General features: G+C 68.6%; 24 protein-coding genes. 19 read left to right on the top strand and 5 right to left on the bottom strand.

From position 1 onward, the window contains the following. Positions 1–4: 4 nt before the first annotated feature. From BM345_RS03765 to BM345_RS03710, 12 genes are all read left to right on the top strand, one after another. The gene (locus tag BM345_RS03765; protein ID WP_093375698.1) at positions 5–1,075 is read left to right on the top strand and encodes an ABC transporter ATP-binding protein; all 1,071 of its coding nucleotides are present in this window, start codon (positions 5–7) and stop codon (positions 1,073–1,075) included. Beyond that, the gene (locus BM345_RS03760; protein ID WP_093375696.1) at positions 1,072–1,962 is read left to right on the top strand and encodes a carbohydrate ABC transporter permease; all 891 of its coding nucleotides are present in this window, start codon (positions 1,072–1,074) and stop codon (positions 1,960–1,962) included. The genes BM345_RS03765 and BM345_RS03760 overlap by 4 nt, the downstream gene beginning before the upstream one ends. Before the next feature lie 16 nt (positions 1,963–1,978). Beyond that, complete coding sequence (locus tag BM345_RS03755; protein WP_093375694.1) at positions 1,979–2,791, top strand: carbohydrate ABC transporter permease; 813 nt, start codon at positions 1,979–1,981, stop codon at positions 2,789–2,791. 1 nt (position 2,792) lies between these two features. Further along, positions 2,793–3,101 carry a DUF2160 domain-containing protein gene (locus BM345_RS03750; RefSeq protein WP_093375692.1) on the top strand — a complete coding sequence of 103 codons (309 nt, stop codon included), beginning with the start codon at positions 2,793–2,795 and terminating at the stop codon, positions 3,099–3,101. Between the two features lie 90 nt (positions 3,102–3,191). Then, positions 3,192–4,925 (top strand): ABC transporter substrate-binding protein, encoded by a 1,734-nt coding sequence (locus tag BM345_RS03745; RefSeq protein ID WP_093375690.1) that lies wholly within the window; start codon positions 3,192–3,194, stop codon positions 4,923–4,925. Positions 4,926–5,050: 125 nt separating this feature from the next. Next, positions 5,051–5,740 carry a response regulator gene (locus tag BM345_RS03740; RefSeq protein ID WP_093375688.1) on the top strand — a complete coding sequence of 230 codons (690 nt, stop codon included), beginning with the start codon at positions 5,051–5,053 and terminating at the stop codon, positions 5,738–5,740. Then, on the top strand, positions 5,721–7,307 hold the full coding sequence (locus BM345_RS03735) for a sensor histidine kinase (protein WP_093375686.1): 1,587 nt from the start codon (positions 5,721–5,723) through the stop codon (positions 7,305–7,307). The genes BM345_RS03740 and BM345_RS03735 overlap by 20 nt, the downstream gene beginning before the upstream one ends. A 294-nt stretch (positions 7,308–7,601) precedes the next feature. Further along, positions 7,602–8,021: a tripartite tricarboxylate transporter TctB family protein gene (locus tag BM345_RS03730; protein WP_254789506.1), complete on the top strand. Its 420-nt coding sequence runs from the start codon at positions 7,602–7,604 to the stop codon at positions 8,019–8,021. A gap of 10 nt (positions 8,022–8,031) precedes the next feature. Then, positions 8,032–9,564, top strand: coding sequence for a tripartite tricarboxylate transporter permease (locus BM345_RS03725; protein WP_093375684.1), 1,533 nt, complete (start codon positions 8,032–8,034; stop codon positions 9,562–9,564). 50 nt (positions 9,565–9,614) lie between these two features. Then, complete coding sequence (locus BM345_RS03720; protein ID WP_093375682.1) at positions 9,615–10,169, top strand: histidine phosphatase family protein; 555 nt, start codon at positions 9,615–9,617, stop codon at positions 10,167–10,169. 80 nt (positions 10,170–10,249) lie between these two features. Next, positions 10,250–10,921, top strand: coding sequence for a helix-turn-helix transcriptional regulator (locus BM345_RS03715; protein ID WP_093375680.1), 672 nt, complete (start codon positions 10,250–10,252; stop codon positions 10,919–10,921). 70 nt (positions 10,922–10,991) lie between these two features. Further along, positions 10,992–11,930: a DMT family transporter gene (locus BM345_RS03710; RefSeq protein ID WP_093375678.1), complete on the top strand. Its 939-nt coding sequence runs from the start codon at positions 10,992–10,994 to the stop codon at positions 11,928–11,930. Positions 11,931–11,940: 10 nt separating this feature from the next. Here BM345_RS03710 and pepE read toward each other — a convergent pair whose 3' ends face one another. The 5 genes from pepE to BM345_RS03685 are packed head-to-tail and all read right to left on the bottom strand — an operon-like array spanning position 11,941 to position 17,752. Beyond that, on the bottom strand, positions 11,941–12,639 hold the full coding sequence (pepE, locus tag BM345_RS03705; RefSeq protein ID WP_093375676.1) for a dipeptidase PepE: 699 nt from the start codon (positions 12,637–12,639) through the stop codon (positions 11,941–11,943). A gap of 17 nt (positions 12,640–12,656) precedes the next feature. After that, on the bottom strand, positions 12,657–13,781 hold the full coding sequence (mltB, locus tag BM345_RS03700; protein ID WP_093375674.1) for a lytic murein transglycosylase B: 1,125 nt from the start codon (positions 13,779–13,781) through the stop codon (positions 12,657–12,659). A gap of 53 nt (positions 13,782–13,834) precedes the next feature. Further along, positions 13,835–15,862 (bottom strand): transglutaminase TgpA family protein, encoded by a 2,028-nt coding sequence (locus BM345_RS03695; protein ID WP_093375672.1) that lies wholly within the window; start codon positions 15,860–15,862, stop codon positions 13,835–13,837. Next, the gene (locus tag BM345_RS03690; RefSeq protein WP_093375670.1) at positions 15,856–16,824 is read right to left on the bottom strand and encodes a DUF58 domain-containing protein; all 969 of its coding nucleotides are present in this window, start codon (positions 16,822–16,824) and stop codon (positions 15,856–15,858) included. The genes BM345_RS03695 and BM345_RS03690 overlap by 7 nt, the downstream gene beginning before the upstream one ends. Before the next feature lie 7 nt (positions 16,825–16,831). Beyond that, complete coding sequence (locus BM345_RS03685) at positions 16,832–17,752, bottom strand: AAA family ATPase (protein WP_093375668.1); 921 nt, start codon at positions 17,750–17,752, stop codon at positions 16,832–16,834. A 66-nt stretch (positions 17,753–17,818) separates the two neighbouring features. Here BM345_RS03685 and BM345_RS03680 point away from each other — a divergent pair, with 66 nt between their 5' ends. The 7 genes from BM345_RS03680 (at position 17,819) to BM345_RS03650 (ending at position 26,016) form a co-directional block, all read left to right on the top strand. Beyond that, the gene (locus tag BM345_RS03680; RefSeq protein WP_093375666.1) at positions 17,819–18,772 is read left to right on the top strand and encodes a histone deacetylase family protein; all 954 of its coding nucleotides are present in this window, start codon (positions 17,819–17,821) and stop codon (positions 18,770–18,772) included. Next, a complete protein-coding gene (locus BM345_RS03675) occupies positions 18,772–20,055 on the top strand; it encodes a mechanosensitive ion channel family protein (RefSeq protein ID WP_093375664.1) in 1,284 nt (427 codons plus the stop codon). Before BM345_RS03680 ends, BM345_RS03675 begins: the two co-directional genes overlap by 1 nt. Positions 20,056–20,201: 146 nt before the next feature. Then, a complete protein-coding gene (locus tag BM345_RS03670; RefSeq protein ID WP_093375662.1) occupies positions 20,202–20,951 on the top strand; it encodes an electron transfer flavoprotein subunit beta/FixA family protein in 750 nt (249 codons plus the stop codon). A 19-nt stretch (positions 20,952–20,970) separates the two neighbouring features. After that, positions 20,971–21,906 carry an electron transfer flavoprotein subunit alpha/FixB family protein gene (locus tag BM345_RS03665; RefSeq protein WP_093375660.1) on the top strand — a complete coding sequence of 312 codons (936 nt, stop codon included), beginning with the start codon at positions 20,971–20,973 and terminating at the stop codon, positions 21,904–21,906. A gap of 83 nt (positions 21,907–21,989) precedes the next feature. Beyond that, positions 21,990–23,780 (top strand): acyl-CoA dehydrogenase, encoded by a 1,791-nt coding sequence (locus BM345_RS03660; RefSeq protein ID WP_093375658.1) that lies wholly within the window; start codon positions 21,990–21,992, stop codon positions 23,778–23,780. A gap of 116 nt (positions 23,781–23,896) precedes the next feature. Then, the gene (locus tag BM345_RS03655) at positions 23,897–24,856 is read left to right on the top strand and encodes an NAD(P)H-dependent flavin oxidoreductase (protein WP_093375656.1); all 960 of its coding nucleotides are present in this window, start codon (positions 23,897–23,899) and stop codon (positions 24,854–24,856) included. Beyond that, the gene (locus BM345_RS03650) at positions 24,853–26,016 is read left to right on the top strand and encodes an acyltransferase family protein (protein WP_254789503.1); all 1,164 of its coding nucleotides are present in this window, start codon (positions 24,853–24,855) and stop codon (positions 26,014–26,016) included. The genes BM345_RS03655 and BM345_RS03650 overlap by 4 nt, the downstream gene beginning before the upstream one ends. Positions 26,017–26,063 lie beyond the last annotated feature (47 nt).

The following is a 26,063-nucleotide window of genomic DNA, read 5'->3' as shown; positions in this document are numbered from 1 at the left end:
CACCATGGCGCGCATCGACCTCGACCTGGCCCATGCCTACGGGCCCGACCCGAAGCAGGACAGCGACTATGCGCTGCTGCCGCTGAAGATGAGCTTCCGCGACGGCGGCGCCTATGCATTGCTGGGCCCCTCGGGCTGCGGCAAGACGACGATGCTCAACATCATCTCGGGCCTGCTCACGCCCTCGCAGGGCACGGTCAGGTTCGACGACAAGGACGTGACCCGCGCCACGCCGCAGGAGCGCAACATCGCCCAGGTGTTCCAGTTCCCGGTGATCTACGACACCATGACGGTGGCGCAGAACCTGGCCTTTCCGCTGCGAAACCGCAAGGTGCCCGAAGACCGCATCCGCCAGCGCGTGGGCCGCATCGCCGAGATGCTGGAGCTGTCGGGCCAGCTCAACCAGCGCGCGGCGGGCCTGGCGGCCGATGCCAAGCAGAAGATCTCGCTGGGCCGCGGCCTGGTGCGCGAGGACGTGTCGGCGGTGCTCTTCGACGAGCCGCTGACGGTGATCGACCCGCACCTGAAGTGGCAGCTGCGGCGCAAGCTCAAGCAGATCCACCACGAGCTCAAGCTCACGCTGATCTACGTCACGCACGACCAGGTGGAGGCGCTCACCTTCGCCGACGAGGTGGTGGTGATGACCCGCGGCAAGGCCGTGCAGGTGGGCAATGCGGAGGCGCTGTTCGAGCGGCCCGCCCATACCTTCGTGGGTCACTTCATCGGCTCGCCCGGCATGAACTTCATCGCGGCCGAGAACAGCGGCGGGCAACTGCGCCTGGCGGGCGCCAGGCTCGACCTGACCCGGCCGCTGCCCGAGGGCGCGCTCAAGGTCGGCATCCGTCCCGAGTACCTGCGCCTGGCGCCCATGCACGGCCACGGCGCGGTGCCCGCCACCGTCACGCGGGTGCAGGACGTCGGTACCTACACGCTGCTGACCGCCCAGGCCGACGGCGTGACGCTGCGCGCGCGCCTGTCCGACGGCGACGAGGTCCCGGCGGTGGGCGAGGCCGTCTGGCTGCGCGTGCTGGACCTGCACACCTGCTTTTATCGCAACGAGGAGCTCGTCACATGAACCCGACGACCAAGCCGCTCAACCAGAAGGCCTGGCTGCTGGTGCTGCCGGTGTTCATCTGCGTGGCCTTCTCGGCCATCCTGCCGCTGATGACGGTGGTGAACTACTCGGTGCAGGACATCATCTCGCCCGAGCGCCGCGTCTTCGTGGGCACCGAATGGTTCGCCGCGGTGATGCGCGACGACGAGCTGCATTCGGCGCTCCTGCGCCAGCTGGGTTTCTCGCTGGCGGTGCTGGTGGTGGAGATTCCGCTGGGCATCGCGCTGGCCTTGTCGATGCCGGCCACCGGCTGGAAGGCCTCGGCGCTGCTCGTGGTGGTGGCGCTGTCACTGCTGGTGCCGTGGAACGTGGTGGGCACCATCTGGCAGATCTACGGCCGCGCCGACATCGGCCTCCTGGGCCACATGCTGCAGCGCATGGGCATCGACTACAACTACACCGGCAATGCCACGCACGCATGGCTCACCGTGCTGGTGATGGACGTGTGGCACTGGACGCCGCTGGTGGCGCTGCTGTGCTTCGCCGGCCTGCGCGCCATTCCCGACGCCTACTACCAGGCCGCGCGCATCGACGGGGCCAGCAAGTTCGCCGTGTTCCGCTACATCCAGCTGCCCAAGATGCGCGGCGTGCTCATGATCGCGGTGCTGCTGCGCTTCATGGACAGCTTCATGATCTACACCGAGCCCTTCGTGCTCACCGGCGGCGGCCCGGGCAATGCCACCACCTTCCTGAGCCAGTACCTCACGCAGAAGGCGGTCGGCCAGTTCGACCTGGGGCCGGCGGCGGCCTTCTCGCTGATCTACTTCCTCATCATCCTGCTGCTGTGCTTCGTGCTCTACAACTGGATGCAGCGCGTGGGCACGCAGGACACGCGGCCGCAGGAATGAGGACGGAGGCATCGCCATGAACGAGAACCGCTTTCGCCTTCGCAGCATCTTCCTGGTGCTCTACATCGTCTTCGCCCTGTTGCCCATCTACTGGATGATCAACATGAGCTTCAAGACCAACGAGGAGATCCTGTCCAGCTTCTCCTTCTTCCCGGTCGAGTTCACCTGGGCCAACTACAGGCGCATCTTCACCGACGCGTCCTGGTACTCGGGCTACATCAACAGCCTGATCTACGTGTGCATCAACACGGTGATCTCGCTCACGGTGGCGCTGCCGGCGGCCTATGCCTTCTCGCGCTACTCCTTCCTGGGCGACAAGCACGTGTTCTTCTGGCTGCTCACCAACCGGATGACGCCGCCGGCTGTGTTCCTGCTGCCCTTCTTCCAGCTCTACACCACGGTGGGCCTCATGGACACGCACCTGGGCGTGGCGCTGGCGCACCTGCTGTTCAACGTGCCGCTGGCGGTGTGGATCCTGGAAGGCTTCATGAGCGGCATCCCGCGCGAGATCGACGAGACGGCCTACATCGACGGCTACTCCTTCCCGCGCTTCTTCCTCACCATCTTCCTGCCGCTTATCAAGGCGGGCGTGGGCGTGGCGGCCTTCTTCTGCTTCATGTTCAGCTGGGTGGAGCTGCTGCTGGCGCGCACGCTCACCAGCGTGAACGCCAAGCCCATCGTGGCGACCATGACGCGCACGGTGAGCGCCTCGGGCATGGACTGGGCCACGCTGGCGGCGGCCGGCGTGCTCACCATCGTGCCGGGCGCGATCGTGATCTGGTTCGTTCGGCACTACATCGCGAAGGGTTTCGCGATGGGGAGGGTCTGACATGCTCGACTGGATGGTCTGGACCACGCCCGTGGCCATTTTCTTTTCCTGCATCGCGCTGGCGCTGGTGGGCATGACGATCTGGGAGATCCGGTCGCCCACCACCCTGCGGCGCGGCTGGCTGCCCATGGAGACCACGCGCGGCGACCGGCTCTTCATCGGCCTGCTGGCCGCCGCCTACGTCAACCTGGCCTTCGTGGGCCTGGCCGGCAAGCTGCAGGAGTGGCTGGCCCTGGAGGCCGAGCCGTCCATCTGGTGGGGCTTCGCGCTGTCGATGGCCGTGCTGCTGCTGGTCATGCGCAAGGGCTGAGAGCACTCGTCATTCGGATCCGGCTCCAAGCTGCCCCGGAGCCGATTTGAATACCAAGGCAAGGGGCAGCACCAACGAGGAGACATTGCTATGAAGATGCGCCACACCGCACTGGCATTGGCCGCTGCAGCCCTGTGCGCCGGACAGGCCGCCTGGGCCGGCGAGGCCGAGGCCAAGAAGTGGATCGACAGCGAGTTCCAGCCCTCCACGCTCAGCAAGGACCAGCAGGCTGCGGAGATGAAGTGGTTCATCGACGCCGCGGCCAAGCTCAAGGCCAAGGGCATCAACGAGATCTCGGTGGTGTCCGAGACCATCACCACGCACGAGTACGAATCGAAGACGCTGGCCAAGGCCTTCGCCGAGATCACCGGCATCACCGTGAAGCACGACCTGATCCAGGAAGGCGACGTGGTCGAGAAGCTGCAGACCTCCATGCAGTCGGGCAAGTCGATCTACGACGGCTGGATCAGCGACTCCGACCTGATCGGCACGCACTACCGCTACGGCAAGATCATGAACCTGACCGACTACATGGCCGGTGCGGGCAAGGAGTTCACCAACCCGGGGCTGGACATCAAGGACTTCATCGGCACCAGCTTCACCACCGCGCCCGATGGCAAGCTCTACCAGCTGCCCGACCAGCAGTTCGCCAACCTCTACTGGTTCCGCGCCGACCTGTTCGCGCGCCAGGACCTGAAGGACAAGTTCAAGGCCAAGTACGGCTACGACCTGGGCGTGCCGCTGAACTGGAGCGCCTACGAGGACATCGCCGAGTTCTTCTCCGTCGACGTGAAGAACCTGGACGGCAAGCCCATCTACGGCCACATGGACTACGGCAAGAAGGACCCGTCGCTGGGCTGGCGCTTTACCGATGCCTGGCTGTCCATGGCCGGCACCGCCGACAAGGGCATCCCCAATGGCATGCCGGTGGACGAGTGGGGCATCCGCGTGGCGGACGACAAGTGCACGCCGGTGGGTGCCTCGGTCTCGCGCGGCGGCGCCACCAACTCGCCGGCCGCGGTGTATGCGCTGACCAAGTACGTGGACTGGATGAAGAAGTACGCGCCCAAGGAAGCCACCGGCATGACCTTCGGCGAGGCCGGCCCGGTGCCCGCGCAGGGCCAGATCGCGCAGCAGATCTTCTGGTACACCGCCTTCACCGCGGACATGACCAAGGCCGGCCTGCCGGTGGTGAACTCGGACGGCACGCCCAAGTGGCGCATGGCGCCCGGCCCCAACGGCCCGTACTGGAAGCAGGGCATGCAGAACGGCTACCAGGACGTGGGCAGCTGGACCTTCTTCTCCGGCCACGACGCCAACAAGACGGCCGCGGCCTGGCTGTACGCGCAGTTCATCACCGCCAAGACCACCTCGCTGAAGAAGACCATCGTGGGCCTGACCCCGATCCGCGAGTCCGACATCCAGAGCAAGGCCATGACCGACATGGCGCCCAAGCTGGGCGGCCTGGTGGAGTTCTACCGCAGCCCCGCCCGCGTGGCCTGGACGCCCACCGGCACCAACGTGCCTGACTACCCCAAGCTGGCGCAGCTGTGGTGGAAGAACGTGGCCGAGGCGGTCACTGGCGAGAAGACGCCGCAGAAGGCCATGGACAACCTGGCCGAGGAGATGGACCAGGTGATGTCCCGCCTGGAGCGCGCCGGCATGGCCAAGTGCGCGCCCAAGCTCAATCCCAAGAGCGATCCGGGCAAGTGGCTGAGCGACCAGCATGCACCGTGGAAGAAGCTGGCCAACGAGAAGCCCAAGGGCGAGACCATCGACTACAACAAGCTGCTGACGGCCTGGAAGGAAGGCCGGGTTCGCTGACCGGCGCTGGCTGAGCGGTTGCGCGGCGCGGGGCGGTGCCGCGCAACTGCTGCCAGAATCGGGCCCCACGGCCCCGGCCCGGGGCCGCTGAACTCCGGGCCGATTCCCGAACACTCTGCTAGCCCATGCGCCTCCTGTTGGTCGAAGACGAAGCCGAGATGGCCGCCTGGTTGATGCGCGCCTTCAAGCAGACCGGCTATGTCTGCGACCATGCCCCCGATGCCGCCAGCGCCGAATCGCTGCTGGCCGTGGGCGAATACGACGCGGTGGTGCTGGACCTGCGCCTGCCCGACAAGCACGGGCTGTCCATCCTGGCCGAGATGCGCAACGCCGGCAACCGCACGCCGGTGCTGGTGCTCACGGCCCAGGGTTCGCTGCAGGATCGCATCAAGGGCCTGAACACCGGCGCCGACGATTTCCTCACCAAGCCCTTCGCCGTCGAGGAACTGGAAGCCCGGCTGGAGGCCCTGGTGCGGCGCAGCCGCGGCAGCGCTGCGCAGCCGGCGCTGCAATGCGGCTCCCTGGTCCGCGCGCATGGCAGCAAGGCATTTACCCTGGACGGCGAGCTGCTCTCGCTCACCCCGCGCGAAAGCGCTGCGCTGTCGGTGCTGCTGACGCGCGCCGGCACGCCGGTGGAGAAGGCGCAGCTCTCGCACAAGGTCTTTCCCACCGCCAGCAATGCCGGCCCCGACGCCATCGAGCTGGTGCTGCACCGGCTGCGGCGCAAGCTGGCCGGCGCGGATGTGCGTATCGTCACCGTGCGCGGCCTGGGCTACATGCTGGAGAGCGTGAAGCATGGCCACGGCGACGCCTGAGCAGCGGGGCGCGCGTTTCGGCATCCGCGCGCGGCTGCTCACGCTGCTGATTCCCTGCATCCTGGCCCTGCTGGCCTTCGACAGCTGGAACGACCTGGGCGCGCTGCGCACGCAGGTGCAGGCCGGCTATGACCAGGCCATGCTGGACACGGGGCGCGCCCTGCAGCGCAGCGTGGTGGCTGGGCCGGACGGCACGCTGCGCCTGGACAGCAGCGCGGCGCAGGTGCTCGCCTTGTTCGAGTCCGGCAGCGCCGAACACAAGCACCTGCATGTGGACATCGCGCCGCTGGACCGCAGCGCCCCTGCGCAATTGCTGATGGGCGATGCCGACCTGCCGCCGCCCGGAGCCGGAGGTGGCGGAGCCGATCCGCAGTGGTACGACAGCGTCTACCGGGGCAACGAGGTGCGCATGCTGGCGCTGCGCAGCGAACTGCGCGACGGCCAGGGCCGACCCTGGACCGTGACGGTGCAGGCAGCCGAAGGCACCAAGCCGCGCGCCGTGGCCGAAAGCGCCGCCCTGCGCCAGGCGCTGGTGCGCGATGCGCGCATGGTGGTGCTGGTCGTGGTGCTGGTGGCGCTGGGCGTGACCTGGTCGCTGCGGCCTTTGCGCCGGCTGCGCCGCGAGGTGCGCGCGCGCCGCGGGCAGGCGCCCCAGCCGCTGACCCTGGCGGGCGTGCCACGCGAAGTGGCGCCGCTGGTGGATGCCATCAACGAGCAGGTCGCCAGCTACCGCGAGCTGCTGGATGCGCAGTCGCAGTTCCTCGCCGATGCCTCGCACCAGCTGCGCACGCCGCTGGCCATCATGCTCACCCAGGCCAGCGTGGCGCTGCGCGAGAAGGAGCCGGCGCAGATGCGGACCACCCTGCGCGCGATGGTGACCCAGCTCGAGCGCAGCCGGCGCCTGTCGGAGCAGCTTCTCTCCCTGGCGCACGCCAGCGAAGTGGCGCCTGCCGCCGGATCGCACCCGGTGGCGGACCTCAACGCGATCGCCCGCGACGTGGTGCTGCAGCACCTGCAGCTGGCGCACGAGAAGGAGCAGGACCTGGGCTGGATCGATGTGCGCGATCCGCCGGGCGATGAACGCATGCCCGTGGACGGCGAGGACGACGAGGAAGCCGATGCTGCCCTCGAGGAGGAAGAGGCCGCCGCATCTGACGAGCCGCCGGTCGCCACGCCGCCTGCCGTCCCCGTTCGCGCCAGCGCACCCGAACTGCACGAGGTACTGGCCAACCTGGTCCACAACGCCATCGCCCACACGCCCGAAGGGGGCCACATCACCGTGCGGGTGAGCATCGCGAACGGCCAGGCGCAGGCCGAGGTGAGCGACGACGGGCCCGGCATCGCACCGGAGCGGCGCGACGAGGTGTTCGGGCGCTTCCGCCAGGGCGGCGAGGGCAAGGGCTCGCGTGGCTCCAGCACCGGGCTGGGGCTGGCCATTGCACGCGCCTATGCCAGGCGCAACGGCGGCGACATCGTGCTCGCCGACGCACAAGGCCACGGCGGCAAAGGGCTGCGCGCGATCCTGCAATTGCCGCTGGCTGAGGGCGCGCCTGCCAGCGTGAACTGAGTGCGAACCGCGCGCGCCGCGCGCTCGTGCTGAAGCGATTGCCGCAGGCCCGGAAGTACCGCTGTCCACTGCGTGACAGGGGTGCCACGAGGGGCCTCCCCACTGTTAGTGATAACACGTATTTCGCACTCCCCAAGGTGAAACGAAAGCCGTTTGGAAGCCTCGCTTTCTAAGCTTCGCCGCAGCCTCGCCCATGGTCCAAGGCGGCCCACCGAGCGAGAACACATCACCTGGAGACAACAACGTGAGCCCCTGTACATCGCTGCGCTCTTCGCATCGCGAGGAGACCCCTTCATGAACCGTGTCCTGGTCCGAGGCCTGGTCCTCATGGGCATCGCGCTGCTGTTCGGACTGAATTCGTTCCGCTACCAGCTGGGCGACCTCAGCCGCGCCGGCGCCGGCCTGTTCCCGCTGATCATCAGCAGCATCCTGTTCCTCATCGGCGCCATCACGGTGCTGACCACGCGCGTCATGCCCTTCGAGACGCTGGACTACAACGTCAGGAACATCTCGATCATCTTGCTGAGCTTCGTCGGCTTCGCGCTGATCTCGCAGTTCATCAACATGCTCGCGGCGATCGTGTTCCTGGCCTTCTTCAGCACCCTGGCCGGCACCTCCTACTCGCTCAAGCGCAATCTGAAGATCGCGATCGGCCTGGTGATCGTCGCCTTTGGCTTCCGCGACCTTCTGGGTCTGAACCTGCCCCTGTATTGAGATCGACGCCATGGAACTCTTTCACAACCTGGCGTTCGGCTTCGAGCACGCGCTGACCCTGCAGAACCTGCTGTACTGCGCCATCGGCTGCGTGGTGGGCACGCTCATCGGCCTGTTGCCCGGCCTGGGCCCGCTGTCCACCATCAGCTTGCTGCTGCCGCTGACCTATTCCATCCCCACCGGCGGCGCCCTGATCATGCTGGCCGGCATCTACTACGGCGCGCAGTATGGCGACAGCGTGAGCGCGATCACGATGAAGATCCCGCACGCGAGCAGCATCGTGGCCTGCATCGACGGCTACGCGATGACGCTCAAGGGCAAGACGGGCCTGGCGCTCTTCACTGCCGGCATATCGAGCTTCATCGGCGGCACCGTCGCCATCGTGGTGCTGTCCACGCTTGCCCCGGCGCTTGGCGAAGTGGGCCTGCTGTTCGGCCCCGCCGACTATTGCGCGCTGATGCTGCTGGGCTTCTTCTGCGTGAGTTTCGTCTCGGGCGGCAACATGCTCAACGGCCTGGCCATGGCCATGATCGGCGTGCTGCTGGGCGTGGTGGGCACCGACGTCAACAGCGGCGTCGAGCGCTTCACCATGGGCTTCACCTTCCTCACGGACGGCATCGGCCTCATCAGCATCGCGCTGGGCTGCTTCGGCATCGCCGAGGTGGTGAAGAACCTGGACAACAAGAGCACGCACACGCCTTTCAACGGCAAGATCAAGCTGATGCCCACCTGGCCGGAGTTCAAGCGCATCATCCCGAGCGCGCTGCGCGGCAGCGTGATCGGCTCGGTGCTGGGCATCCTGCCCGGCGGCGGCCCGACCATTGCCCAGTTCGCGGCCTATGCGGCGGACAAGCGCTTCTCCAAGCACCGCGACGAGATCGGCACCGGTGCCATCGAAGGCGTGGCAGGCCAGGCGGCGGCCGACGAGGCAGCGGCTCGCACCAGCTTCATCCCGCTCATGGCCATCGGCATTCCCGAGAACCCGGTCATGGCGCTGATGCTGGCGGCCTTCATCATCAAGGGCGTTCAACCTGGCCCGAACATGATCTCGACCCACGCCGACCTGTTCTGGGGCCTGGTGGCCAGCATGTGGGTGGGCAACGTGTTCCTGGTGGTGCTGAACGTGCCGCTGGTGCGCTACTGGCTGTCGGTGTTCAAGATCCCCTACACCGTGCTGTTCCCCTGCATCCTGTTCTTCTGCTGCGTGGGCACCTTCAGCATCAACAACAACCTGGACGACCTCTACACCACCGCGGTGTTCGGCGGCGTGGGCTACCTGTTCCTGCGCTTGGGCATGGAGCCGGCGCCATTGCTGCTGGGCTTCATCCTGGGGCCGATGCTGGAAGAGAACTTCCGCCGCGCCATGCTCATCAGCCGCGGCAGCTTCGCGCCCTTCGTCACGCGGCCGATCAGCGCCACGCTGCTGGGCGTGATCACCGCGATCGCCGTGTGGCAACTGGTGAGCTTCCTGCGCAACCGCGGCAAGAAGAAGATGACAGAAGTCGAAGGCGCTCCGCCAGCGACCGCGGTGGAAGGCGTCTGACGACGCCCCTGCTTGCATCGGGGTCGGTGCGCCACGCATAGTGGCGCACCATGTTTCAACAGCGGCGAACCCTTCTTCTATCGATCGCGGCCTGGCCCCTCGCGGCCACGGCCCAGCCGGTGCAGGACCTGGCGGCGCGCCTTCGCAGCGGCCGCTGCGCGATCCTGATGCGACACGGACAGACCGATCCCGGCGTGGGCGACCCGCCGGGATTCGTCATGGGGCAGTGCGCCACGCAGCGAAACCTGAGCGAGGCGGGCAGGGCGCAGTCGCGCGCCACCGGCGCCTGGTTCCGCGAGCGCGGGCTGCAACCCTCGGCCGTGCTCAGCAGCGCCTGGTGCCGCTGCATCGACACCGCCCAGCTTGCCTTCGGACGCCAAGAGCCGTGGGCGCCGCTCGATTCCAGCTTCGGCCGCGGCGAGGCGCGCGACGAGGCGCGGCTGTTGCTGCTCGAGCGGCTGTCGCGCATCGGCGCCGGCCGCTTCGAGGTGTGGGTGACGCACCAGGTCAACATCAGTGCCTTCGCTGGTGAGGCGACCTCGATGGGCGAGGGGCTGCTGGTGGATGCGTCCGGCAAGGTGCTGGGGCGAAGCAGCTTCAGCTGAGGCGAAGCTGCGGGTGGGGCCGCCGATGTGCCGCGCGGTTGCGCGGGGTGGCCACCGTCCCCTAGAGTGCAGGCCTGCCCATGACCCACGCCACGCTCGACCACGCCGAAGCCTCGCTGCGCCGCTACACCGGCGGATACGGCGCGCACGAGCATGAGCATGCGCAGGTGCTGGTCGGCCTGAGCGGCCGGCTGGAACTGGAACTCGATGGCCGCGCCGCCTACGTCGACGCCGCCTGCGGCCTGATCGTGCCGGCCGGCGTGGCGCATGGCTACCTGGCGGAGGCACCGGCCAGCGTGCTGGTCATCGAAAGCCCGATGCGCGCCGGCCTGGGCCGCATCCGAAGGTTTGCACCACCGACGCACTGGAAAGGCCAGGGCGCCGCGCTGGACGTGGCCGCCGCGGTGGACGAACTGGCCGGCGCCGACACCCTGCTGCAGCGCCGGCCCATCGACCTGGCCCTGCTGCAGGAGCGCGTGGACGGTGAATTGCACGGCGACTGGAGCACCGCGCGGCTCGCGGCGCTGTGCCAGCTGAGTCCGCAGCGCTTTCATGCGCGCTTCGTCGAGCTCAGCGGCATGGCGCCGGCCGCCTTCGTGCGGCGTCGCCGGCTGGACGAGGCGCAGCGCCTGCTGCGAGCCGGCCTCTCGCTGGAGTCGGCAGCGCTGCAGGTGGGCTACGCCAGCGCCAGTGCGCTGGCCTTCGCGCTGCGGCGCGAGCGCGGCACGGGTGCCCGCGGCCTGCGCGCCTGAGGCGCTCGCCCGTCGCCGCAGGACGAGAGTTTCTCGACATTTGGCGGGCCGCCAGGGCGCACGATGGGGCATGCAGATCCGTCCCGGACTCGGCGTGGCCATGGTGCTGGCCGCCGCCGCCCTGTGGGGAACCACCGGCACCTCCCAGAGCCTGGCCGAGGGCCAGCTGAGTGCCGGCTGGTTCGGCGCGCTGCGGCTGGCGGTGGCCTCGGCCTTCTTCGGCCTCTATGCCTGGAGCACGCGGCGCGGGCCGAGCGGCCTCGCGCACGCCGGCGCACCCTTGCCCTGGCCGGGCGTGCTGGGCGCGGGCCTGTGCATGGCGGTCTACAACCTGGCCTTCTTCGCGGGCGTGCGGCTGACCGGCGTCGGCCTGGGCACCGCCATCGCCCTGGGCAGCGGCCCGCTCTGGGCCGGCATGCTGCAGGCGCTGGTGTCGCGCCAGCTGCCTTCGCTGCGCTGGTGGATCGGCACGGTCGCTGCCGTGGGCGGTGGCGCGCTGATGACGCTGTCCAGCGGCAGTGCCGGCCATGCGCTGAGCACGGCGGGCATCGGGCTGTGCCTTGTCGCGGGCCTGTCCTATGCGGTCTACACGCTGATCAACAAGTCGCTGGTGCGCGAGGTGGGCGCGGCAAGGGCCACCCTGAGCGCCTTCACCGTGGCCGCGGTGGTGGCCCTGCCCGCCGCCTGGATCGAGGGCGGCACGCCCACGCCCGTGGCGGCGGACTTGTGGGCCGCGCTTTATGTGGGCGTGGTCACTGCCGGCGTGGCCTACCTGCTGTTCAGTCATGCGCTGCGCCACATCTCGGCCGCCACGGGCGTCACCCTGGCGCTGTTCGAGCCGGTGGTGGCCTTCACGCTCGCCACGCTGGTGCTGGGCGAGCGGCCCGGGGCCATGGCCTTTGCAGGCCTGGTACTGGTGGTGGCCGGCGTGCTGGTGGTGGTGCGGGCGGAACTTCGCGATGCGCGGGCCATTGCCGGCTCGGGCGAGCCAGGCGTCCAGGCAGGCTGAGGTCCGGGCTTCAGAGCGGCAGGAAGGCCGCCGCGTCGAAGTCCTGCACCGGCTGGCCGGCACGGAACAGGCGCGCAGGCTTGGGCCCGTGCAACTGCACGCCCTGGGGACTCACGCGCAGCCAGTCGCCCTCGGGCAGGCCCAGCACCTTGGCCGCCGGATTGGCCACGAGGAATTCGGCCAGGCGCTGGTCGCGCGTCTCGCCCTGGTGGCCGGCGGGCAGCTCGTTGGTGTAGTGGGGATTGAGCTGGAAGGGCACCAGCCCCAGCGCGTCGAAGCCGCCCGGCTCGACGACCGGCATGTCGTTGGTGGTGCGGATCGAAGGGCAGGCCAGGTTGGAGCCGGCGCTCCAGCCGATATAGGGCACCTGCTGCTCGCGCACCCGCGCCGCGATGCGCGGCAGCAGGCCGCGCTCGCGGCATTCCTTGAGCAGCGCGAAAGTGTTGCCCCCGCCCACGAGGATGAGCTCGGCCGCATCGAGCGCCGCATGCGCATTGGCAGCGCGGTGGATGCCTTCGATTTCCAGGGGCAGGGAGGCCAGGGCCTCCTGCACGCGCTCGGTGTAGGCGTCCCACTCGATGGTCACGCCGGCGAAGGGCACGAACACCGCGCGCTTGCGCGAGCCGGCGATCTCCGCGACGGCCTCGAGTGCGTGCTGCAGGTAGTGGCCCTCGGGGCTGCGGGAGTTGCTCAGTAGAAGAAGGTGCATGGCGGCGGTGTCTTGTGTCAGAGCCCGGAACCGAGCGCCGCCTTCACTTCCTCGCCCAGCTCCAGCACCGACATGGCGTAGTAGGCGCTCCAGTTGTAGCGGGTGATGACGTAGAAGTTCTTCGTGCCGGCCACGTAGGTGGGCGTGTCGTAGCCGTTCTGCAGCTCGATCAGTGCGAGCAGGCCGGGGTAGTTCTGCGCGTTGGCCGGGAGCACCGCGCCGGCGGCGACGAAGCTGTCGGCACTGAAGGTGGGCAGGATGTCGGGCGCGAGCAGCACCGGCTTCTTCAGTCGGCTCTCGTCGAAGCTCACGGGGAAGATTGCCGGCTGGCCGGGCTGCCAGCCGAAGGCCTTGAAGTAGTTGGCCACGGAGCCGATCACATCGGTGGGGCTGCCCACCAGGTCGATGCGGCCGTTGCCGTCGTAGTCGATGGCGTACTTCGCGATGCTGCTGGGCATGAACTGGGGCATGCCCATGGCGCCCGCGTAGCTGCCCAGTGGCGCGAGCGGATCTTCGGCAGTGCGGCTCTCGGTGCTCAGGAAGCTTTCCAGCTCGCCGCGGAAGAAGGCCACGCGCTCGGCGGCGCGCGGGTGCCCGTCGGGGAAATCGAAGGAAAGGGTGGCCAGCGCGTCGATGACGCGGAAGCTGCCCATGTTGCGGCCGTAGATGGTCTCCACGCCGATGATGCCCACAATGATCTCGGCCGGCACGCCGAACTCGCGCTCGGCACGCTCCAGCGCCGGTGCGTTGGCGCGCCAGAAGCGCACGCCGGCAGCGATGCGCACCGGGTCGATGAAGCGGCCGCGGTACACGCGCCAGTTCTTGGGCGCGCCGCCCTGGGCCGGCAGCATGAGGCGCGGCACGTTGGGCAGGTAGCGGGCGGCGCCGATGGTGCTGCGCACCCATTCGCGGTCCAGGTTGCGGCGCTGCGCGATCTCGTCGGCGAAGCGCATCGCGTCGTCGCGCGTGGCGTAGAGCGCGCCAGTGGCCGCGACGGAAGGCCGCGTGGGCGGCTTCTTGGCAGCAGGAGGCGACGCGTTCTTGCGCTTGGGCTCGGCGGCGGTGGCACTGGGGCCGCCGATGACGGCGAGCACCAGCAATGAGGCGAGGGCGAGGGTCGTGCGGATGGGGCGGCGGCGCATCGGCCGATTGTGCCGTCCGTCCACAACGCCCCCGTCCGACTTCACACGCCGTTTCACCGAGGCCAGCGCAAGCGTGCGAATTCCGCACGCAAGGCCGCCAGGCCCTGCGCGGGCTGCGGGCTGTAGCGCTGGCGCTCCAGGCGCAGCAGCCATTCGTCGATCTCGCGCACGGCCTCGGCCTGCGCGGCACCGAAGCGCTCGCGCACCTGGCGCGCGATCTCGCGCGGCGGCGCGGAGTCGGGCAGCGTCAGCCCGGCCCGCTGCAGCCGGGCGCGGGCGTTGGACAAGAGGCGCAGCCACGGGTCCTGCCGCTGGCGCTCCCACAAGGTCCAGAGCGCGCCGGCCAGGCTGGCCGTGACCAGCAGGCCCAGCAGCAGCGTCACCAGGTCCTGCGGACTGGGCGCGCTGAAGCCGATGTCCTTGAGCAGGTCCAGCTGGCGCCCCTGCGTGTAGTTGAGCACCCACTGGTTCCAGCCGTTGTTGATCGCCTCCCAGGTCGCGCGGACGTTCTGCAGCAGCGTGGGATTCATCGCGCCGATGGCGCCGGCCAGCACCCCCTGCGGCACCGCCAGGCGCCGGAAGGCGCCGACGCGGTCGGGCGAGATGGCGCCGGTGGGGTCCACGCGCACCCAGCCTTCGCCTGACACCCAGACTTCGGCCCAGGCATGGGCATCTCTGTTGCGCAGGGTCCAGACGCCGTCCACCGAATTGCGATCGCCGCCCTGGAAGCCGGTGACGATGCGCGCAGGCACGTCGGCCGCGCGCATCAGCACCACGAAGGCCGAGGCGATGTGCTCGCAGAAGCCCGCCTTGCGGTCGAACCAGAATTCGTCGGCGGTGTGCTCGCCGTACTCGCCCGGCTCCAGCGTGTAGCTGTAGCCGCCGGTGCGCAGGCGCTCGAGCACGGTGCGCACGAGCGCGCGCGTGTCGGCGCCCTGGGCGGTGCGCAGCTGCTGGGCGAGTTCCGCGGTGCGGGGGTTGTTGTCCGGCGGCAGTTGCGTGTAGGCGGCCAGGCCCGGCACGCGCTCCAGCGGGCCGCTGCGGAACTGCGGGTAGCTCTCGGCACGGTAGCGCAGCATGTCGCGCGTCGGGCGCTCGGCGATCCATTGCAGGTCGGGCGTCTGGCGAGGCGGCGCCATCCCGGTGACCTGCGGCGGGTTGGGCGCGACGTCCAGGGTCAGCAGCCAGGGGCGCTGGCTGGGCTCCAGGGTGATCTGGTAGCGCACCGGGTCGCCCTGCACGCGCAGGTCGGGTGGCAGGCGCCCCAATTGCCAGGCGGGCAGGGCATTCCATTCGCGGCCGTCGAACTGCGCAAGCACCGGGCCCCGGAAATACATGTCCCGCTGCGCAGGGACTCGATCGCCGTCGAATTCGACGCGGGCAGCGATGCTGTCGTCGAGCGCGAGCTCGGCGACAGCGCCCACCCGCATGTTGTTGGACAGGCCGGTGCGCCCGCTCATCGCATCGCTGGGCGTGCCCCACAGCGGCGCCATGCGCGGGAACAGCACGAACAGCGCCAGCATGACCGGCGCGCCCAGCAGGGCCATGCGCGCGGCCATGCGCGCCGATTGCCACAGCGGGGGCCGGCCCACCGGCATGTGCGCATTGACCAGTGCGGTCAGCAGGCCCAGCAGTGCCACCAGCATCGCCATCGCCGTCAGCAGTGACTGCGAGTAGAAGAAGTTCGTGAGCATCGCGAAGAAGCCCAGGAAGAACACCACGAAGGCGTCGCGCCGCGCACGCAGTTCCAGGGTCTTGAGCGCCAGCAGCAGCACCACCAGCGTGACGCCGGCATCGCGGCCCAGCAGCGTTCGGTGGGTGAGGGCGGTGGCGCCCAAGGCGATCGCCAGCAGGCCAACGAGCCACCAGCGACTGGGCAGCGGCTGCGAATTGAACGCCAGCGTCCCGCGCCAGAACAGGATGACCGCGGTGAGCGCCGTGCACCACCAGGGCAGGTTGCCGGCCTGCGGCAGCACGACGACCGCGATCACGCCCAGCAGGAAGAGCGTGTCGCGCGATTCGCGCGGCAGGGTGGACAGCCGCGCGGTCTTCGTGCCGGGCGTGAGAGTGGAACTCAGCATGTGGCCAGCAGCTCCAGGCATTGACGCTTGTGCGCCTCCCCCTGCGAGGGGGCGACCTGGCGGCCAGCCACACGCAGGCCGTAGTCCAGGCCCAGCTTGTCGGCCATCAGCACCCAGGCGCACAGGCGCGACAAGCGCGCCTCGTGTTCAGGCAGCCCGCAGTGCTGGGCGTCCAGCCACAGCTCCTGGCGCTGCGCCTGCTGCGTGTCGCGGCTGAAGAGGTCGTCCGAGCCTGTGGCCTCGGCGCGGGCCACCTTCTTCCACGCCACCATCTTGAGCGGATCGCCGCGGCGATAGGCGCGGATGCCGTCGTACTCGCCGGCATGCTGCGCGCGCGCGCCGCCGACCTGGCCGGCATCGCTGCGCGGCTCGCCCGGCGGCAGCGGCGGCGGATGCGCTTCGGGAGCAGGGTAGACCAGCACCCGCGCGGCCGGCCGCCACACTGTCCAGACGCGGAAAGTGCCAAGCGGAAAGCGCGTCTCGGCGGTGAAGGGCGGCACCGGGTGCAGGCCGCGGTGCTCGGGCTTGAAGGCGATGTCCAGCGTGCTGCTGCCTTGCGCCGGCACGTCGCACCAGGCCCATGCGCCGCTGCCGCGCACCGCCATGCCGATGCCGTAGCGGGCACTGCGCCGCGCGTTGTCCAGCACCACGCGCAGCACGGCGGCGGCGCCGGCGAACTGCGGCTCGGGCGGCAGCAGGTGCATGGCCAGCCCGCGCAGCGTGCCGTGGCACACGTGCATGCCCACCGCCACGCTGCCGGCCAGCAGGAAGGTGAGCAGGTAGCCCAGGTTGAGCTGGTAGTTGATCGAGGCGATCAGCAGCACCAGCAAGGTCAGGCCCAGCAGCCATCCCGCCTTGGTGGGCAGGATGTAGACGTTGCGCTGCGTGAGCTCCAGGCGGTCGGAAGGCGGCCGGCGCGAGAGGAACCAGCCGTCGATGCGATGGCGCAGGGCGGCGATCATGCGGCGCTCAGGGCAGGGGCACGGCGGCCATCATGGCGCGCACCTGCTCGACCGCGCCGCGGCCGGCGTCGCCCACGGGCGTCAGGCGGTGGGCGATGGTCTGCGGCAGCACGGCCTGCACGTCGTCGGGCGCCACGTAGTCGCGGTTGGCCAGCAGAGCCTGGGCCTTGGCGGCGCGCAGCAGCGCGATGCCCGCGCGCGGCGACAGCCCCTGCAGGAACCATCGGCCCGAGCGGGTTGCGGCGATCAGGTCCTGCACATAGTTCAGCAGCGGCTCGGCCGCGTGCACCTGCTGCACGCGCTGCTGCAGCGCCTGCAGCTCGCCCGGGGTGAGCAGCGCCGGCAGCCCGGCCAGCATCTCGCGCCGGTCCGCGCCGGCCAGCAGCTCGCGCTCGGCGGCGCGGTCGGGGTAGCCCAGCGAGATGCGCATCAGGAAGCGGTCCAGCTGCGACTCGGGCAGGGCGAAGGTGCCCAGCTGGTCGAAGGGATTCTGCGTGGCGATGACGAAGAAGGGCGTGGGCAGGGCGCGGGTCTCGCCCTCGATGGTCACCTGCTTCTCCTCCATGGCCTCGAGCAGGGCGCTCTGGGTCTTGGGGCTGGCGCGGTTGATCTCGTCGGCCAGCAGCACCTGGGCAAAGATGGGGCCCGGGTGGAACACGAAGCCCTGCTGCCCGCGGTCGTAGATGGCCACGCCCGACAGGTCGCCCGGCATCAGGTCGGCGGTGAACTGCACGCGCGAGAACTGCAGGCCGAAGGTGTGCGACAGCGCGTGCGCCAGGGTGGTCTTGCCGACGCCCGGCACGTCCTCGATCAGCAGGTGTCCGCCGGCCAGCAGGCAGGCCACGCACTCGCGCACCTGCGCCTCTTTGCCCACGATCACCGTGTTAAGCTGACCCAGCAGACTGGCGAGCTTCGCAGCGACGTCCATTTTTGTATCCATATGCAAACCATACCGTAGGTCGGCAAGTCCCTTCGTTCCGACCTGCCACCGAACATGGGCAAAACCGGCTACTTCACACACCGAGACTTCTGGAAGCACGAGATGGGACGGGGCCATCCGGAATGCCCAGAGCGGCTGGACGCCATCGAGGACCGGCTTCTTTCAAGCGGTGTGGGCGATGCGCTGGAGCGCGGCGAGGTGCCCCTGGCCACCCTGGAGCAGCTGATGCTGGCCCACACGCCCGAGCATGTCGAGCACCTGCAGTCCCTGGCCCAGCGCCTGGTGGCCGACGCCCCGGCCGGCGGCCCCGACCACGCCCAGATCGACCCCGACACCAGCATGAACGGCTTCACCATGCTTGCCGCCCGGCGCGCCGCCGGCGCCGGCATCGCCGCCACCGACGCGGTGATCGCGGGCGAGCTGGAGAACGCCTTCTGCGCCGTGCGCCCGCCGGGCCACCATGCCTGCCACGACAAGGCCATGGGCTTCTGCTTCTTCAACAACGTGGCCATCGCGGCGCGGCATGCGCTGGAGAAGCACGGCCTCAAGCGCGTGGCCATCGTCGACTTCGACGTGCACCACGGCAACGGGACGGAAGACATCCTGTCCAACGACCCGCGGGTGCTCATGGTGGGCATCTTCCAGCACCCCTTCTACCCCTTCAGCGGCGCCGACCATCCGGCGCCCAACATGTGCAACGTGCCGGTGCCGGCCTACACCCGCGGCATGGACGTGCGCGAGCTGGTCGAGGCGATGTGGATGCCGCGCCTGGAGGAGTTCAAGCCACAGATGATCTTCGTGAGTGCCGGCTTCGACGCGCACCGCGACGACGACCTGGCGCAGCTGGGGCTCAACGAGAACGACTACTACTGGATCACCAGCCGCATCCACGACGTGGCACGCCGCTTCTCGCAAGGGCGCATCGTCTCGATGCTGGAAGGCGGCTACAACCTCGACGCGCTGGCCGGCAGCGTGGAGGCGCACCTGCGCGTGCTGGCGGAGGTCTGATGCTGCGCCTGGACGAGTTCCTGGAGCGCCTGTCCCAGGTCGATCCGCGCACGCTCTGGATCGAGGCGGGCGTGCTCGCCCTGTGCGTGCTGCTGGCCTGGAGCGTGTGCCGCTGGTTCGGCCGCGACCAGCCCAAGGATTCCATCTGGTTCGGCCGCAACATATTCGACGGCCTGCTGTTTCCGCTGCTGGCGCTGATCTTCACCGACCTGGGGCGCCGCGCCCTGCTGGAAGTGCAGACGGTGCTGATCCTGCGCATCGCGGTGTCCGGGCTGGTGGCGCTGGTGGCCATCCGCTTCGTGGCACGGGTGCTGGCGGCGGTGTTCCCGGCCTCGTCGGTGATGCGGCTGATCGAGCGCACGGTGTCGTGGGTGGCATGGATCGGCGCCATCCTCTGGATCGTCGGGCTGCTGCCTACGGTGCTGGAAGAGCTGGACTCCATCCACCTGGCCTTCGGCAAGTCGCCGGTGAGCCTGCGCACCATTCTCGAAGGCGTGGCCTCGGCCGGCCTGGTGCTCATCGTCGCGCTGTGGATCTCGGCCACCATCGAGAAGCGCGTGCTGGCGCAGGCGGTGCACGACCTGTCGATGCGCAAGGTGGCATCCAACGCGATGCGGGCCTTCCTGCTGCTCATCGGCCTTCTGTTCGCGCTGTCGGCGGTGGGGGTGGACCTGACGGCGCTGTCGGTGCTCGGCGGCGCGCTCGGCGTGGGCCTGGGCTTCGGCCTGCAGAAGCTGGCGGCCAACTACGTCAGCGGCTTCGTGATCCTGTTGGAGCGCTCCATCCGCATCGGCGACAACGTGCGGGTCGACACCTTCGAGGGGCGCATCACCGACATCAAGACCCGCTACACGCTCATCCGTGCGGGCAACGGGCGCGAGGCCATCGTTCCCAACGAATCGCTCATCACCAGCCGCGTCGAGAACCTGACGCAGGCCGACCTGAAATTCAACATCACGACCAACATCGTGGTGGGCTACGGCAGCGAGGTGGCGCAGGTGCAGGGCATCCTGACGGGCGCAGCGCGTGCCCATGCTCGGGTCATGGCCGACCCGGCGCCGGTCGCCTTCCTGATCAACTTTGCGCCGGACGGCCTGGAATTCAGCCTCAACTTCTGGGTGAAGGATCCGGAAAAAGGGCAGGCGAACGTCCGCTCGGACATCAACATCGCCGTCCTCGAAGGCCTGCGTGCGGCGGGCATCGAGATCGCCGGCCCACGCCGCGCCGTGCGTATCGAATCCTTACCCGATGCCATGTTGCAGCGCAGCGAAGCTCCCCTATAATTACAAGAAAAAAGCACGACCGTTCGCTTTTTGACGACGGCACGTGCTGGGTGATTGAAATGAACAGATGCCCCTCGGGCACCGCCCTAAAATGGCGGGCTGCCCGTCGCGCATCCCCCGGTTTTGCAATTCAATGGAGTCAACCCATGAAGGTATTGGTCCCCGTCAAGCGGGTCGTCGATTACAACGTCAAGGTCCGCGTCAAGTCTGATGGCTCCGGCGTCGACATCGCCAACGTCAAGATGAGCATGAACCCCTTCGACGAGATCGCCGTCGAAGAGGCGGTGCGCCTGAAGGAAAAGGGCGTGGTCACCGAGATCATTGCCGTCTCGTGTGGCGAGGCCAAGTGCCAGGAAACGCTGCGCACCGCCATGGCCATCGGCGCCGACCGCGGCATCCTGGTGGAGAGCACCGAGGAACTGCAGCCCCTGGCCGTGGCCAAGCTGCTGAAGGCCCTTGTCGAGAAGGAACAGCCCTCGCTGATCATCCTGGGCAAGCAGGCCATCGACGACGACAACAACCAGACCGGCCAGATGCTCGCCGCCCTGGCGGACCTGCCCCAAGCCACCTTCGCCTCCAAGGTCGAAGTCGCTGGTGACAAGGTCAACGTCACGCGTGAAGTCGATGGCGGCCTGGAGACCATCTCTCTCAGCCTGCCCGCGGTCATCACCACCGACCTGCGCCTCAATGAGCCGCGCTACGTGACGCTGCCCAACATCATGAAGGCCAAGAAGAAGCAGCTGGACACCTTCAGCCCCGCCGACCTGGGCGTGGACGTGGCGCCTCGCCTGAAGACGCTCAAGGTCGCCGAGCCCCCCAAGCGCGGCGCGGGCATCAAGGTGCCCGACGTGGCCACCCTGGTGGACAAGCTCAAGAACGAAGCCAAAGTGATCTGAGGAAGAGGGAGATAAAGACATGACCGTACTCGTCATTGCCGAACACGACCACGCCACCGTCAAGCCGGCGACCCTGAACACCGTGACGGCGGGCATCGCCTGCCAGAGTGGTGATGTGCACGTGCTGGTGGCTGGCGCCAACGCTGCCGAAGCCGCAGCGCAAGCGGCCAAGATCGCCGGCGTTTCCAAGGTGATCGCCGCCGACAGCGCCAGCCTGGCCGAGAACCTGGCCGAGAACGTGGCCGCGCAAGTTGTGGCCATCGCCGGCAACTACAGCCACATCCTGTTCCCGGCCACCGCCAACGGCAAGAACGTGGCGCCTCGCGTGGCGGCCAAGCTGGACGTGGCCCAGATCAGCGACATCACCAAGGTGATCGCCGCCGACACCTTCGAGCGCCCCATCTACGCGGGCAACGCGATTGCCACGGTGCAGAGCAGCGACGCCACCAAGGTGATCACCGTGCGCACCACGGGCTTCGACGCGGCAGCCAAGGAAGGCGGCAGCGCCTCGGTCGAGAATGCCGCGGGCGTGGCCGACAGTGGCAAGAGCGCCTTCGTGGGCCGTGAAGTCACGAAGAGCGAACGCCCCGAGCTGACGGCCGCCAAGATCATCGTCTCGGGTGGCCGGGCGCTGGGCAGCGCCGAGAAGTTCCAGGAGGTGATGGCACCGCTGGCGGACAAGCTCAACGCGGGCCTGGGCGCCAGCCGCGCGGCCGTGGACGCGGGCTACGCCCCCAACGACTGGCAAGTGGGCCAGACGGGCAAGATCGTGGCGCCGCAGCTGTACATCGCTGCCGGCATCTCGGGCGCCATCCAGCATCTGGCGGGCATGAAGGACTCCAAGGTGATCGTGGCGATCAACAAGGACCCCGAAGCGCCGATCTTCTCGGTGGCCGACTACGGCCTGGAAGCCGACCTGTTCACGGCCGTGCCGGAACTGGTCAAGGCACTGTAAAGAAGAGGCGTTCACACGCTGAAGCCACAAGAGGCATCGTTCGCGATGCCTTTTTCGTATCTGCACCCAGGAGGAGACACATCATGAGTTACACCGCCCCGCTCAAGGACATGCTGTTCGACATCGAGCACCTCGCCCGCATCGACCAGATCGCCCAGATGCCCGTTTTCGAGGATTCCGGACTGGAGACCGCGCAAGCCGTGCTCGAGGAATGCGCCAAGTTCAACGAGGGCGTGGTTGCCCCGCTGAACGTCGAGGGCGACCGCAACCCGTCCTCGCTCAAGGACGGCGTGGTCACCACCACCCCCGGCTTCAAGGAAGCCTTTGCACAGTACGCCGCCGGCGGCTGGCAGGGCCTGCAGCATCCGGTCGACTTCGGCGGCCAGGGCCTGCCCAAGACCATCGGCGCGGCCTGCCTGGAGATGCTCAACTCGGCCAACCTGAGCTTTGCCCTGTGCCCGCTGCTGTCCGACGGTGCCACCGAGGCGCTGCTCACGGCTGGCTCCGACGAGCTCAAGGCCGTGTACCTGGAGAAGCTGGTCACCGGCCAGTGGACCGGCACCATGAACCTGACCGAGCCGCAGGCCGGCAGCGACCTGTCGCTGGTACGCAGCCGGGCCGAGCCGCTGCCGGACGGCACGTACAAGGTCTTCGGCACGAAGATCTTCATCACGTACGGCGAGCACGACATGGCAGAGAACATCGTGCACCTGGTGCTGGCCCGCGTGGCCGGCGCGCCCGAAGGCGTGAAGGGCATCAGCCTGTTCGTGGTGCCCAAGTTCATGGTGAACAAGGACGGCTCGCTGGGCGCGCGCAACGACGTGCACTGCGTGAGCATCGAGCACAAGCTGGGCATCAAGGCCTCGCCCACCGCCGTGCTGCAGTACGGCGACCACGGCGGCGCCATCGGCTACCTGGTGGGCGAGGAGAACCGCGGCCTGGAGTACATGTTCATCATGATGAACTCGGCCCGCTACGCGGTGGGCATGCAGGGCATCGCGGTGGCCGAGCGCGCCTACCAGAAGGCGGTGGCCTACGCGAAGGATCGCGTGCAGAGCCGTCCGGTGGACGGCTCCATCAACGCCAGCGCGGCCATCATCCATCACCCCGACGTGAAGCGCATGCTGATGACCATGCGCGCCCACATCGAGGGCTGCCGCGCCATGGCCACCGTGGCCGCCGCCGCCTACGACGCGGCGCACCATCATCCGGACGGCGAGGTGCGCAAGCAGAACCAGGCCTTCTACGAATTCATGGTGCCGCTGGTCAAGGGCTACAGCACCGAGATGAGCCTGGACGTGACCTCGCTGGGCGTGCAGGTGCACGGCGGCATGGGCTTCATCGAGGAGACCGGCGCGGCGCAGTACCTGCGCGACGCGAAGATCCTCACCATCTACGAAGGCACCACCGCCATCCAGGCCAACGACCTGGTGGGCCGCAAGACCGCGCGCGACGGCGGCCAGGTGGCCAAGGCCATCGCCGAGCAGGTGAAGAAGACCGAGGCCGAGCTGGCCGAGCAGGGCAGCGATGACGCCAAGGCCGTGCTCAAGCAACTGAGCGCCGCACGCGAAGCCTTCGTGAAGATCGTCGAGTTCGTGGCCGGCCAGACCAAGGCCTCGCCCAACGCGGTGTTCGCGGGCAGCGTGCCCTACCTGATGGCCGCCGGCAAGCTGGTGGCCGGCTGGCAGTTGGCCCGCTCGCTGCTCATCGCGCAGAAGCTGGCCGCCGATGGCCAGGACGTGAGCTTCATGAAGGCCAAGGCCGTCACGGCGCGCTTCTACGCCGAGCACATCCTCAACGGCGTGCCGGCCGCCGCGCACAGCATCGTCGAGGGTGCGGCCAGCGTCACGGCGCTGCCGGTCGAGGCCTTCTGAGGCCATGCCCCTCGCGGGCGCAGAAAAGGGCGGCGGCGCCTGTCACAAAAAGCACTGGTGCCGCCCGTCTCGAAACATATAAACCTCCATCCAGTTTTTCCCCTTTCGGAGACTTCATGTCCAAGCTGCCGCCCGTGCTCGCGAACCTGCCGCTGCCCATCATCGGTTCGCCGCTCTTCATCATCAGCAACCCCAAGCTCGTCATTGCACAGTGCAAGGCCGGGGTGGTGGGGTCCATGCCCGCGCTCAACGCGCGCCCGGCATCGCAGCTGGAAGACTGGCTCGCGGAGATCACGGAAGAACTGGCCGCCTACAACAAGGCCAACCCGGACAAGCCGGCCGCGCCTTTCGCCATCAACCAGATCGTGCACAAGAGCAATGACCGCCTGCAGCACGACATGGAGATGGTCGTGAAGTACAAGGTGCCGATCGTCATCACCTCGCTGGGCGCGCGTACCGACGTCAACGAGGCGGTGCACAGCTACGGCGGCGTGACGCTGCACGACGTGATCAACAACGCCTTCGCGAAGAAGGCGATCGAGAAGGGCGCCGACGGCATCATCGCCGTGGCGGCTGGTGCCGGCGGCCATGCGGGCGTGAAGAGCCCCTTTGCCCTCATCCACGAGATCCGCCAGTGGTTCGACGGTCCGGTCGCGCTGAGCGGCGCCATCGCCACGGGCGGTGCGGTGCTCGCCGCGCAGGCCATGGGCGCGGACTTCGGCTACATCGGCACGGCCTTCATCGCCACGCACGAGGCCCGTGCCAGCGACGAGTACAAGAAGGCGATCGTCGAGGGCAACTCCGATGACATCGTCTACTCGAACCTCTTCACCGGCGTGCACGGCAACTACCTGGCACCCTCGATCCGCGCCGCCGGCATGGATCCGGAGAACCTGCCCGAAGGCGACCTGAAGACCATGAATTTCGGCGGCGGTGAAAGCGCGAAGAAGGCCTGGAAGGACATCTGGGGTTCCGGCCAGGGCATCGGCGCCATCACCGAAGTGACCAGCGCGGCGGCTTTCGTCGAGAAGCTCAAGCGCGAATACTTCGAGGCACGCAAACGCCTGGCCCTTTGAGCGCGGTTCTCGCGCAACCCGCGCCGTCGCCGGCCGCCTGGGCCGGCCGCATGCCGCTTCTCGATGCGGCCAAGGGCGTTGCGTGCCTGTTCATCGTCGGCCACCACCTGTGCCGCTACGGCCCGCTGCCTGAAGCGGCTGCGCTGCTGGCGCCGCGGCTCATCGGCTGGCTGGCCGAACACGGCCGCCTCGCGGTCCAGGTTTTCCTGGTCATTGCCGGCTTCCTGGCGGCGGGTTCGCTTGCGCCCGAGGGTGTGATGCGCGCCAGCGCGGGCAACTGGCAGCGCGTGTGGCAGCGCTACGCCCGGCTGGCCATGCCCTACCTGGCGGCACTGAGCGTGACCGTGCTGTTGGCCGCGGCCATCCGGCCCTGGTTCGACAACGAGGTGGTGCCCGCCGCGCCGGTGTTCTCGCAACTGCTGGCCCATGGCCTGCTGCTGCAGGACGTGCTGGGCTACGAGGCGCTGTCCACCGGTGTCTGGTACGTGGCGATCGACTTCCAGCTTTTCGTGCTGGCCCTGGCGGTGGTGTCGCTGGCCGAATGGCTGCAGCGGCGCTGGCAGTTGGAGGCCGTGCGTGCGGCCTGGCTGCTGGCCCTGCTGGTGCTGATGCTGGCCTGCGCCTCGCTGTTTGCCTTCAACCTCAAGTCGGGGCTGGACGCCACGGCCTTCTACTTCGTCGGCTCCTATGGGCTGGGCATGCTGGCCTTCTGGGTCGGCCGCATCCGCAACCCCTGGCGCTGGGGCGCCGCCCTGGCGCTGCTGGCGGCCATCGGCGCCGAGGCGCTGGCCTGGGAATGGCGCATCCGCATCGCCATCGCCCTGGTGTCCGCCTTGCTGCTGGCCCTGTCGCTGCGGCGCGGCTGGCTGGCCGATCCGCCGGCCTGGCTGGTGACGCGGCCCGTGATGTGGTTGGGGCGGATCTCCTATTCGCTGTTCCTCATCCATTTCCCGGTGATCCTCCTGGTCAACGCGCTGGTGTCGCGCGCCGGGCCGCATTCGCCCTGGATCGACCTGCTGGCCATGGGCGCGGCGCTCGCGCTGGCGATGGGCGCAGCGACGTTGCTGCACCGGTGGGTGGAATCGCGCCCCGCAACCGGGCGCCTGACCTTCTCGCTGCTGGCCGTGCTGCTGGCCAGCGGCGCCCTCGTCGCTGCCTGAGCGCGGGGGGCCGCATTCTCGGCCCGAATCCGACTTTCGCAAGCCAA

It is taken from the genome of Variovorax sp. OV329 (assembly GCF_900114785.1).
Classification (GTDB): domain Bacteria; phylum Pseudomonadota; class Gammaproteobacteria; order Burkholderiales; family Burkholderiaceae_C; genus Variovorax.
This window is presented reverse-complemented; position numbering and strand designations above follow the sequence as displayed.

What these genes read in the sequence shown, in the direction of transcription:
- BM345_RS03765 (WP_093375698.1), top strand. Translation starts at nt 5, where the DNA reads ATGGCGCGCATCGACCTCGACCTGGCCCATGCCTACGGGCCCGACCCG.
- BM345_RS03760 (WP_093375696.1), top strand. Translation starts at nt 1,072, where the DNA reads ATGAACCCGACGACCAAGCCGCTCAACCAGAAGGCCTGGCTGCTGGTG.
- BM345_RS03755 (WP_093375694.1), top strand. Translation starts at nt 1,979, where the DNA reads ATGAACGAGAACCGCTTTCGCCTTCGCAGCATCTTCCTGGTGCTCTAC.
- BM345_RS03750 (WP_093375692.1), top strand. Translation starts at nt 2,793, where the DNA reads ATGCTCGACTGGATGGTCTGGACCACGCCCGTGGCCATTTTCTTTTCC.
- BM345_RS03745 (WP_093375690.1), top strand. Translation starts at nt 3,192, where the DNA reads ATGAAGATGCGCCACACCGCACTGGCATTGGCCGCTGCAGCCCTGTGC.
- BM345_RS03740 (WP_093375688.1), top strand. Translation starts at nt 5,051, where the DNA reads ATGCGCCTCCTGTTGGTCGAAGACGAAGCCGAGATGGCCGCCTGGTTG.
- BM345_RS03735 (WP_093375686.1), top strand. Translation starts at nt 5,721, where the DNA reads ATGGCCACGGCGACGCCTGAGCAGCGGGGCGCGCGTTTCGGCATCCGC.
- BM345_RS03730 (WP_254789506.1), top strand. Translation starts at nt 7,602, where the DNA reads ATGAACCGTGTCCTGGTCCGAGGCCTGGTCCTCATGGGCATCGCGCTG.
- BM345_RS03725 (WP_093375684.1), top strand. Translation starts at nt 8,032, where the DNA reads ATGGAACTCTTTCACAACCTGGCGTTCGGCTTCGAGCACGCGCTGACC.
- BM345_RS03720 (WP_093375682.1), top strand. Translation starts at nt 9,615, where the DNA reads ATGTTTCAACAGCGGCGAACCCTTCTTCTATCGATCGCGGCCTGGCCC.
- BM345_RS03715 (WP_093375680.1), top strand. Translation starts at nt 10,250, where the DNA reads ATGACCCACGCCACGCTCGACCACGCCGAAGCCTCGCTGCGCCGCTAC.
- BM345_RS03710 (WP_093375678.1), top strand. Translation starts at nt 10,992, where the DNA reads ATGCAGATCCGTCCCGGACTCGGCGTGGCCATGGTGCTGGCCGCCGCC.
- pepE (WP_093375676.1), bottom strand. Translation starts at nt 12,639, where the DNA reads ATGCACCTTCTTCTACTGAGCAACTCCCGCAGCCCCGAGGGCCACTAC.
- mltB (WP_093375674.1), bottom strand. Translation starts at nt 13,781, where the DNA reads ATGCGCCGCCGCCCCATCCGCACGACCCTCGCCCTCGCCTCATTGCTG.
- BM345_RS03695 (WP_093375672.1), bottom strand. Translation starts at nt 15,862, where the DNA reads ATGCTGAGTTCCACTCTCACGCCCGGCACGAAGACCGCGCGGCTGTCC.
- BM345_RS03690 (WP_093375670.1), bottom strand. Translation starts at nt 16,824, where the DNA reads ATGATCGCCGCCCTGCGCCATCGCATCGACGGCTGGTTCCTCTCGCGC.
- BM345_RS03685 (WP_093375668.1), bottom strand. Translation starts at nt 17,752, where the DNA reads ATGGACGTCGCTGCGAAGCTCGCCAGTCTGCTGGGTCAGCTTAACACG.
- BM345_RS03680 (WP_093375666.1), top strand. Translation starts at nt 17,819, where the DNA reads ATGGGCAAAACCGGCTACTTCACACACCGAGACTTCTGGAAGCACGAG.
- BM345_RS03675 (WP_093375664.1), top strand. Translation starts at nt 18,772, where the DNA reads ATGCTGCGCCTGGACGAGTTCCTGGAGCGCCTGTCCCAGGTCGATCCG.
- BM345_RS03670 (WP_093375662.1), top strand. Translation starts at nt 20,202, where the DNA reads ATGAAGGTATTGGTCCCCGTCAAGCGGGTCGTCGATTACAACGTCAAG.
- BM345_RS03665 (WP_093375660.1), top strand. Translation starts at nt 20,971, where the DNA reads ATGACCGTACTCGTCATTGCCGAACACGACCACGCCACCGTCAAGCCG.
- BM345_RS03660 (WP_093375658.1), top strand. Translation starts at nt 21,990, where the DNA reads ATGAGTTACACCGCCCCGCTCAAGGACATGCTGTTCGACATCGAGCAC.
- BM345_RS03655 (WP_093375656.1), top strand. Translation starts at nt 23,897, where the DNA reads ATGTCCAAGCTGCCGCCCGTGCTCGCGAACCTGCCGCTGCCCATCATC.